8 protein-coding genes are annotated in these 7,783 nt (G+C 65.0%); 2 read left to right on the top strand and 6 right to left on the bottom strand.

Going from position 1 to position 7,783, the window contains the following annotated elements; translation table 11 throughout:
* Positions 1 to 108: 108 nt before the first annotated feature.
* A complete protein-coding gene (locus H8A92_RS38640; RefSeq protein ID WP_229200522.1) occupies positions 109 to 1,014 on the bottom strand; it encodes an alpha/beta fold hydrolase in 906 nt (301 codons plus the stop codon).
* A 115-nt stretch (positions 1,015 to 1,129) separates the two neighbouring features.
* Here H8A92_RS38640 and H8A92_RS38635 point away from each other — a divergent pair, with 115 nt between their 5' ends.
* Positions 1,130 to 2,362: an acyl-CoA dehydrogenase family protein gene (locus H8A92_RS38635; RefSeq protein WP_229200521.1), complete on the top strand. Its 1,233-nt coding sequence runs from the start codon at positions 1,130 to 1,132 to the stop codon at positions 2,360 to 2,362.
* Positions 2,363 to 2,591: 229 nt separating this feature from the next.
* Here the strand turns inward: H8A92_RS38635 and H8A92_RS38630 are convergent, their stop codons facing one another.
* The 5 genes from H8A92_RS38630 to H8A92_RS38610 all read right to left on the bottom strand — a co-directional run bounded on the left by H8A92_RS38630 (position 2,592) and on the right by H8A92_RS38610 (position 6,735).
* A complete protein-coding gene (locus H8A92_RS38630) occupies positions 2,592 to 3,917 on the bottom strand; it encodes an adenylate/guanylate cyclase domain-containing protein (RefSeq protein WP_229200520.1) in 1,326 nt (441 codons plus the stop codon).
* A 46-nt stretch (positions 3,918 to 3,963) separates the two neighbouring features.
* The gene (gene purD, locus H8A92_RS38625; protein WP_229200519.1) at positions 3,964 to 5,241 is read right to left on the bottom strand and encodes a phosphoribosylamine--glycine ligase; all 1,278 of its coding nucleotides are present in this window, start codon (positions 5,239 to 5,241) and stop codon (positions 3,964 to 3,966) included.
* A gap of 99 nt (positions 5,242 to 5,340) precedes the next feature.
* Positions 5,341 to 5,640, bottom strand: a complete 300-nt coding sequence (locus tag H8A92_RS38620; RefSeq protein ID WP_229200518.1) for a winged helix-turn-helix domain-containing protein — start codon at positions 5,638 to 5,640, stop codon at positions 5,341 to 5,343.
* Between the two features lie 4 nt (positions 5,641 to 5,644).
* Positions 5,645 to 6,196, bottom strand: a complete 552-nt coding sequence (locus H8A92_RS38615; RefSeq protein WP_229200517.1) for a hypothetical protein — start codon at positions 6,194 to 6,196, stop codon at positions 5,645 to 5,647.
* On the bottom strand, positions 6,193 to 6,735 hold the full coding sequence (locus H8A92_RS38610; protein WP_229200516.1) for a DUF2306 domain-containing protein: 543 nt from the start codon (positions 6,733 to 6,735) through the stop codon (positions 6,193 to 6,195). The genes H8A92_RS38615 and H8A92_RS38610 overlap by 4 nt, the downstream gene beginning before the upstream one ends.
* A 148-nt stretch (positions 6,736 to 6,883) precedes the next feature.
* Between H8A92_RS38610 and xseA the strand changes: the two genes are divergently transcribed.
* A partial coding sequence (gene xseA / locus H8A92_RS38605; protein WP_229200515.1) for an exodeoxyribonuclease VII large subunit occupies positions 6,884 to 7,783 on the top strand: 900 nt, incomplete at its 3' end.

Genomic DNA, 7,783 nt, shown 5'->3' with positions numbered 1-7,783 from the left:
CCTCGAAGGATCGACGGCCACCGGCCGGGCCGGGCATCCTTCGAGGCTCGCCCAGCGGCGCAATTGCGCCGCAAGGCTCGCACCTCAGGATGACGGGGCTAGGTTCAGCTACCCCGCCAGGAAAAACTCCCGCAGCAGTTTCGCGGTCACATCGGGCGCCTCCTCGGGCAGGAAATGCCCCGACGGCACCGGCGCGCCGCTGACATTGGTGGCCCAGTTCTTCCAGGTGTCGAGCGGGGTCGTTGCCGCGCTGGCAACGCCGGCGTCGCCCCACAGCGCCAGCATCGGGATCGTGATCTTGTTGCCGGCATCGACATCGGCCTTGTCGATCTCGTAGTCGGCATAGGCCCCGGCGCGGTAGTCCTCGCACATCGCGTGGATGCGTGCGGGATCGCGGAACGGCGCCAGGTAATGCGCGAGCGCGCGCGGATCGATCGCCTCCAGCGTCTTGGTCCTGGTCTGGCTCGCCATCTTCTCCTTGAGGAAGAATTCGCCGTTGTTGGAGATCAGCGTCTCCGGCAGCGGATAGGGCTGCGCCAGGAACGCCCAATGATAGATCTTCAGCGCCGAGAGCCGATTGAGCTTCTGCCAATAGTCATAAGTCGGCGCGATATCGAGCACCGCGAGCTTCGACAGCCGTCCGGGATGATCGAGCGCGAGCCGATACGACACCCGGCCGCCGCGATCGTGACCGGCGAGCGCGAAATGCACATGACCGAGCTGCTCCATCATTTCGACCATGGTCTTCGCCCAGACCCGCTTGGTGTAGGGCGTATGGTCCTTGTCGCTGTCGGGCATGTCGGACCAGCCGTAGCCCGGCAGGTCGGCGATGACGAGCGTGAACTTGTCGTCGAGTTTGGGCGCGACCGTGTGCCACATCACATGCGTCGACGAGAAGCCGTGCAGCAGCAGCAATGGCGGGCCCTTGCCGCCGACGCGGGCGAAGATGCGGCCCTGCGAGGTGTTGATCCATTTCGACTCATAGCCGGGAAAAAGATCAGCGAGATCAGGCATCGGAGGCTCCTCCCGGTCGCGTGCGCCGTGCTTCAAACTTTGTTCGGCGTTGCCGCTGGGCTGGTTTATGCCATCCTGAGGTCCTGCCAACAACAACACGAAACGAGGAAGTGCCATGTCGATCGATTTCGAGATTCCCGCCGAGGCCAAGGCGATCCGCGAGAAGGTGCGCAAGTTCGTCCACGACGAGTGCATTCCGGCGGAAAAGGAACTCGACACCAAGCCGCTTGCCGAGGTGCTGGCCCCGCTGCGGAAGAAGGCCCGCGCGCAGGGCCTGTGGTGCCCCTTCGTGCCGAAGGAGTATGGCGGTATGGGCCTCGGCCCGCTCGCCAATGCGCTGGTGCAGATGGAGCTCGGCGAGAGCATGCTCGGCGCGCTGTCGATGAACACGCAGGGGCCCGACGACGCCTCGATGATGACGATCCTGGCGCACGGCACCGAGTACCAGAAGGAGAAATTCCTCAAGCCCCTCTTGAACGGCGAGAAGCGGATCTGCTTCTCGATGACCGAGAAGGCCGCCGGCGCCGACGCCACGGGCATGCAGACCACGGCGGTGAAGGACGGCAACGAGAACTACATCCTCAACGGCGAGAAATGGTTCTCCTCGTCGGCGAGCGTCGCCGACCTCGCGCTTGTCATGGCGAAGACCGATCCGAACGCACCGCGCCACAAGCAGTATTCGACCTTCATCGTCGAGCTGCCCAATCCCGGCTACCGCATCAAGCGCAACGTCGCCAACATGGCGATCGAGGGTCCGCACGACGACGTGATCCACGGCGGCCACTCCGAGATCGAGATCAGGGATCTGAAGGTGCCCGCCGACAATCTGCTCGGCGGCGAGGGCAACGGCTTCAACATGGGCCAGCATCGCCTCGCCTACGGCCGGCTGCGCCACGGCATGCACAACGTCGCCAAGGCGCAGCGCGCGCTCGACATGGCGGCAGCCCACGTCACCAAGCGCTCGACCTTCGGCCAGTTGCTGGCCGACCGTCAGGCGGTGCAGTTCATGCTCGCCGACTGCGCGAGCGAGCTTTACATCGGCCGGCTGATGCTGCTGCACATCGCCTACAAGGCGGAGAAGGGCCTCGACATCCGCCAGGAGAATTCGATCGCCAAGATCTTCCACGCCCACATGGTGCACAAGGTGATCGACACCGCGATCCAGCTCCACGGCGCGCTCGGCTTCAGCCAGGATACGCCGCTGGCGAAATGGTACACCCAGGTGCGCTCGCAGCGGCTGGTCGACGGCCCGGATGAAGTGCACAAGTGGAAGATCGGCAAGAACGTCATCAAGGCGTTCCGCGAGCACGGCACCACGGCGTCAGCGGCCGGTGGCGATTTGCTGTAACTTTCCGTCATTCCGGGCGGCGCAACGCGCCGAACCCGGAATCTCACAATGAGGGACGATGGTGCCCGCAACATCGAGATTCCGGACGACGCGGGAGGCGCGCCGTCCGGAATGACAGATTGGGTTGAATCATCATCGCGCTTTGGCTCCTTGTTTGAGCATGATCTCAGCGCAAAACGCTTCGCGTTTTGTCGCGGGAAAACCGCTTCACACTTTTCCGGATCATGCTCTAGCCGCTCGCCGCAAACAGCTCCCATGTCCCGGGCAGTCCCTTTAGCTCGAACGCGCCGCGGTCGGCGAATTTCAACCCGGCGCCCGCGACCAGATCGGTCACCACGCGCGACACCAGCACCTCGTTCGAGCCGCACTGCGACATCACGCGCGCCGCGGCGTGTACCGCTATGCCGCCGATATCCGCCCCCCTCACCTCGATCTCGCCGGTGTGCAGGCCCGCTCGCACCGGCAGGCCGATCTGCCGCGCGGCCGAGCCAAACGCCAGCGCACAGCGTACGGCGCGGCAGGGACCGTCGAAGGTCGCCAGAATACCGTCGCCAGTGCTCTTCACCAGATGGCCGCGATGGCGGCCGATCATCTGCTGCGCGAGTTGATCGTGATCGTCGAGCAGACGTCGCCAACGATGATCACCCATCGCGGCGGCGCTGCGGGTCGAATCGACGATATCGGTGAACAGCACGGTCGCAAGCACACGGTCGAGCTCGGCATCACCATCATCGCGATGGCCGGTGACGAATTCCTCGATATCGCCGAGCATCGCCTCGGTCTCGCCGATCCAATAGTAGTGATCGCCACCCGGATATTCCACGTATTTGGCACCGGGGATCGAGCGCGCGACAGCACGGCCGAGCGCCACGGGAACGCGGGCATCGCCGGCCCGATGCAGGACAAGCGTCGGAGTCTGGAGCATCGGCAGGATCGTCGTGACGTCGAGCGCGCGATTGAGAACGAGCAGCGTCCGTAACGCTCCCGGACTGCTCGACAGCCGCTCGAATTTCGCGATCTGCGCGATCAATTCCGCATTTGTTGCCTGGCTCGGCGCGACAGTCTTGACCGTGTCGCCAGAACCCCAGTTCTGCACGATCTCGTCGCAGCGCAGCTGCCACACGTCGTCCGGCAGGCGATCCTTGGAGCGGGCAAAGCTGCCGAGCAGAACGAGATGCGAAACGCGGTCCGGATAGGTCGCTGCAAACAGCACACTCATCGGACAGCCCTCGGAGAAGCCGAACAACACCGCCTTAGCGGAGCCGATAGCGTCCATGATGGCCCGGACGTCGTCCATGCGTTGCTCGAGGGAGGGCGCGCCGGTCATCCGATCCGACAATCCCTGTCCGCGTTTGTCGAAGGTCACGACCCGGGCGAAGCGCGAGAGGCGGCGCAGCACGGCGGTGTAGCCGGGCATCTCGTGCATGAACTCGATGTGCGAAAACAGACCGGGGACAAGGATGATGTCGACAGGACCATCGCCCATCACCTGATAGGCGATGCTCGCGTCGGCGCTTTGCGCGTAGTGTGTCTCGGGCAGTCTGAAATCGGTCATTCGAAGGCCCCGGGGCGAGCCATTGTCGCCGCTGAGGCCGGATCGATCAACCCTTCTCCGCCTCCACCGCCTGCCAGGCGATGTCGCGACGGCAGAACCCCTCCGGCCATTTGATCCGATCGACCGCCTGATAGGCGCGGTCGCGCGCCTCGGTGACCGTCTTGCCCATCGCGCAGACGTTCAGCACGCGACCTCCGTTGGCGAGGATTGCGCCATCCTTGGCCACCGTGCCGGCGTGGAAGATCTCGACGCCCTCGACCTTGGCGGCATCATCGAGCCCATCGATCCGCGCCCCCTTGATGTAGTCGCCGGGATAGCCCTTGGCCGCCATCACCACGGTCAGCGCCGGGTCCGGATACCAGCGGAGATCAAAGTTCTTCAACTGCCCGTCGATCGAGGCGAGCAGCGCCGGCACGATGTCCGACATCATCCGCAGCATCAGCACCTGGCACTCGGGATCGCCGAAGCGGACATTGTATTCGAACAGCTTTGGGCCCTGCGCGGTCAGCATCACGCCGGCATAGAGCACGCCCTTGAACGGCGTGCCGCGGCTCTTCATTCCGGCCACCGTCGGCAGGATGATCCGCGCCATGATCTGGTCGTGGATTTCAGGCGTCACGAACGGCGTCGGCGAATAGGCGCCCATGCCGCCGGTGTTCGGCCCCTTGTCGTGATCGAACACCCGCTTGTGGTCCTGCGCGGTCGCAAGCGGGATCGCAGTCTCGCCGTCGCAGAGCGCGAAGAAGCTGATCTCGCGACCAGACAAGAACTCCTCGATCACGACCTCGGCGCCGGCCGAGCCGAAGGCGCCCTCGAACATCATCGCAATGGCGGCTTCAGCCTCAGACAGCGTCTGCGCGACCACGACGCCCTTGCCGGCCGCGAGCCCGTCGGCCTTGACCACGATCGGCGCGCCCTGGGCGCGGACATAGGCCACGGCGTCCCTTGCGTTGTCGAAGCGGCGATAGGCGCCGGTCGGAATGTCGAACTCGCTGCAGAGGTCCTTCGTGAAGCCTTTCGAACCCTCGAGCTGCGCAGCCTGCCTGCTCGGCCCGAAGGCCTTGATGCCATCAGCGGCGAGGTCATCGACGATGCCGGCGGCCAGCGGCGTCTCCGGGCCGACCACCACCAGATCGACGGCGTTGCGCCGGCAGAACTCGATCACGGCCGGATGATCGGCGACATCAAGTGCGATGCATTCGGCCTCGCGCGCGATCCCGGCATTGCCCGGCGCGCACCAGAGTTTCGTCACCAGCGGGGACGCGGCGATCTTCCACGCCAGCGCATGTTCGCGGCCGCCGGAACCGAGCAGGAGGATGTTCATCAGAGACGGGCTCAAAAAGGGTGCAAGAGCTGTGTCGGTCGCACGAATCCCCGCCGGCCTGCAAGGGGCGACGGGGCCGATTCCCCCGTCATTCCGGCCTCACGGCTGCTTGCCGACGATGATCTCCTGCAAGGTCGCGACATGGCGGGCGAAGGCGCCACGGCCGGCCGCGGTCGCGGTCACGGTGGTCTGCGGCTTCTTGCCGACGAAGGCCTTGTCGACCGCGACATAGCCGGCCCGGGCCAGCGTCTCGATATGGGCGCCGAGATTGCCGTCGGTGGCGCCCGTCAGCTTCTTCAGCCGGGCGAATTCGAGCCCGGTCGAAACCGGCAGCGCATTGAGCGCCGCCATGATCCGCAGCCGCAGCGGCTGGTGGATGATCTCGTCGAGCTCGGCCATCGCGTCAGATCCGGCGCATCCAGAGGCCGCCGAGCACCAGCGCGCCGCCATGCACCGCTGCCATCCACAGCAGCAGGGCCGGGCCGGCGTAGAAATAGCCGATCACGATCAGTGCACTGCTGCCGAGCGCGATCACGATGAAGGCATAGCCGAACCACAGCCCGGCGAGCGCGTAGAACAGCATCGTGAAGACCGGCCAGAACACCAGCATCTGGCGCGGTCCGTAATGGCCCAACACCACCGAGCAGAAAATGCCGAATGCGATGAACAGCAGGAACGCCATCAACAATCGGATGGCGAAGGCGCCCGCCCCCGGACCGACGCTGCTGAACGCAGCAATTCCGATCGAGCCTGCGATTCCGACGAGATCGATGACGGCCCAGATCGCATAGCCCTGCGGTGGCCATGTGTAGTTGGCGATGTAGCCCGCGAATACCAATACGCCCCACATGATGATGATCAGGCTGGCGATCTGGTAGATCTGCGATTGGCGGAGGCGATGCACGATTTCGTTGATGTCGTTCAGTGCCGCGCTGGCCTGCTGGCTGTCGATCATGACGGCATTCCACTCTGCTCGACGAGATTGACGGACACCAGCGGCGCCTCCGCCGGCGGGCGATATTTGCCGATCAGGACATAGGCGATCGTCATGGTCATGATCGACAGCACCAATGCCAGCAGCCCGACCTGCCCGCGCGTCGTCAGCGGCAGCAGGCGCGCCGTGATTTCCGTTGCTGCCGCCGACATCAGCGACACGTAGGACCACGAGATGAAATAATAGTGTTTCAGTCGCCAGTTCGCCGGGCGCGGGCTACGCAGCAGCGGAACAACCGCCGCCACGATGCAGGCGAAGTTCACGATCGCGCCGACATGGAACAGGTTGAGAGCGCCCGTGAACCGGTAGACCAGCATCGCGGTCCCGTCGGCGATCAGCATGGCGTAGACGTAGAAATAGCCGCGCGCCCGGTGGCCCGCGCCGCGCTTTGGGCGCAGGAACTGGATCAGTCCGACACCGATGCACAGGATCGCCACGACGGCGTGGACCGCACCTGCCGCGGAATGGACGAAACTCGCCAACGTCAACTGCGGGATCATCGGTCATGCCCTCCAGCCAGGTCGCCATCATCTCACACAGAGAACTCTGTATCACAGAGTATATGGACAAACAAGCCCGCGCATTGGCGATGGCGGGCAAAAGTCCCTACGTTGCGGTGAAGCTCACAAACAGCCGAATCACCTGCAAATGACTGCTGCCGCGCCTAGTCTCGTCAACGCGCCCGAATTCACCGTCTCGGAACTCTCGTCCGCCCTGAAGCGGACGGTGGAGGACCGGTTCGGCCATGTCCGCGTCCGCGGCGAGATCTCCGGCTTTCGCGGGCCCCACTCCTCCGGCCATTGCTATTTCGCCCTGAAGGACGAGAGCGCCAAGATCGAGGCGGTGATCTGGAAATTCGCCCATGCCCGGATGCGCTTCAAGCCGCAAGAGGGCCTCGAGGTCATCGCCACCGGCAAGCTGACCACCTATCCGAACTCGTCCAAGTACCAGATCGTCATCGATTCGCTGGAGCCGGCCGGCGTCGGCGCGCTGATGGCGCTGATGGAGGAGCGCAAGAAGAAGCTCGCAGCCGAGGGCCTGTTCGACGAGGCCCGCAAGCAGCTGCTGCCCTGGCTGCCGGAGGTGATCGGCGTCGTGACCTCGCCGACCGGTGCCGTGATCCGCGACATCCTGCATCGGCTGGAGGACCGCTTCCCCCGCCGCGTGCTGGTCTGGCCGGTCAAGGTGCAGGGTGACGGCTCGGCCGAGCAGGTCGCGGCCGCGATCCGCGGCTTCAACGCGCTGCCGGAGGGTGGAAGGATCCCGCGGCCGGATCTGTTGATCGTCGCGCGCGGCGGCGGCTCGCTGGAGGACCTGTGGTCCTTCAACGAGGAGATCGTGGTCCGCGCCGCATCCGAGAGCCACATCCCGCTGATATCGGCGGTCGGCCACGAGACCGACATCACGTTGATCGACTTCGTCGCCGACAAGCGCGCGCCGACGCCGACTGCCGCTGCCGAAATGGCGGTGCCGGTGCGGAGCGAGCTGTTCGTCGAAGTCCAGGCGCTCGCCCGCCGCACCATGGTGTGCTGGCAGCGTGCCCAGGAG

The organism is Bradyrhizobium acaciae, from assembly GCF_020889785.1.
GTDB lineage: Bacteria > Pseudomonadota > Alphaproteobacteria > Rhizobiales > Xanthobacteraceae > Bradyrhizobium > Bradyrhizobium acaciae.
Note: the sequence above shows the minus strand (reverse complement) of the source record. Positions and strands in the feature narration are given on the sequence as shown.

Excerpts from the sequence above, each read along its gene's own strand:
- H8A92_RS38610 (WP_229200516.1), bottom strand. The coding sequence starts at position 6,735 with ATGATCCCGCAGTTGACGTTGGCGAGTTTCGTCCATTCCGCGGCAGGT.
- H8A92_RS38620 (WP_229200518.1), bottom strand. The coding sequence starts at position 5,640 with ATGGCCGAGCTCGACGAGATCATCCACCAGCCGCTGCGGCTGCGGATC.
- H8A92_RS38630 (WP_229200520.1), bottom strand. The coding sequence starts at position 3,917 with ATGACCGATTTCAGACTGCCCGAGACACACTACGCGCAAAGCGCCGAC.
- H8A92_RS38635 (WP_229200521.1), top strand. The coding sequence starts at position 1,130 with ATGTCGATCGATTTCGAGATTCCCGCCGAGGCCAAGGCGATCCGCGAG.
- H8A92_RS38615 (WP_229200517.1), bottom strand. The coding sequence starts at position 6,196 with ATGATCGACAGCCAGCAGGCCAGCGCGGCACTGAACGACATCAACGAA.
- H8A92_RS38640 (WP_229200522.1), bottom strand. The coding sequence starts at position 1,014 with ATGCCTGATCTCGCTGATCTTTTTCCCGGCTATGAGTCGAAATGGATC.
- purD (WP_229200519.1), bottom strand. The coding sequence starts at position 5,241 with ATGAACATCCTCCTGCTCGGTTCCGGCGGCCGCGAACATGCGCTGGCG.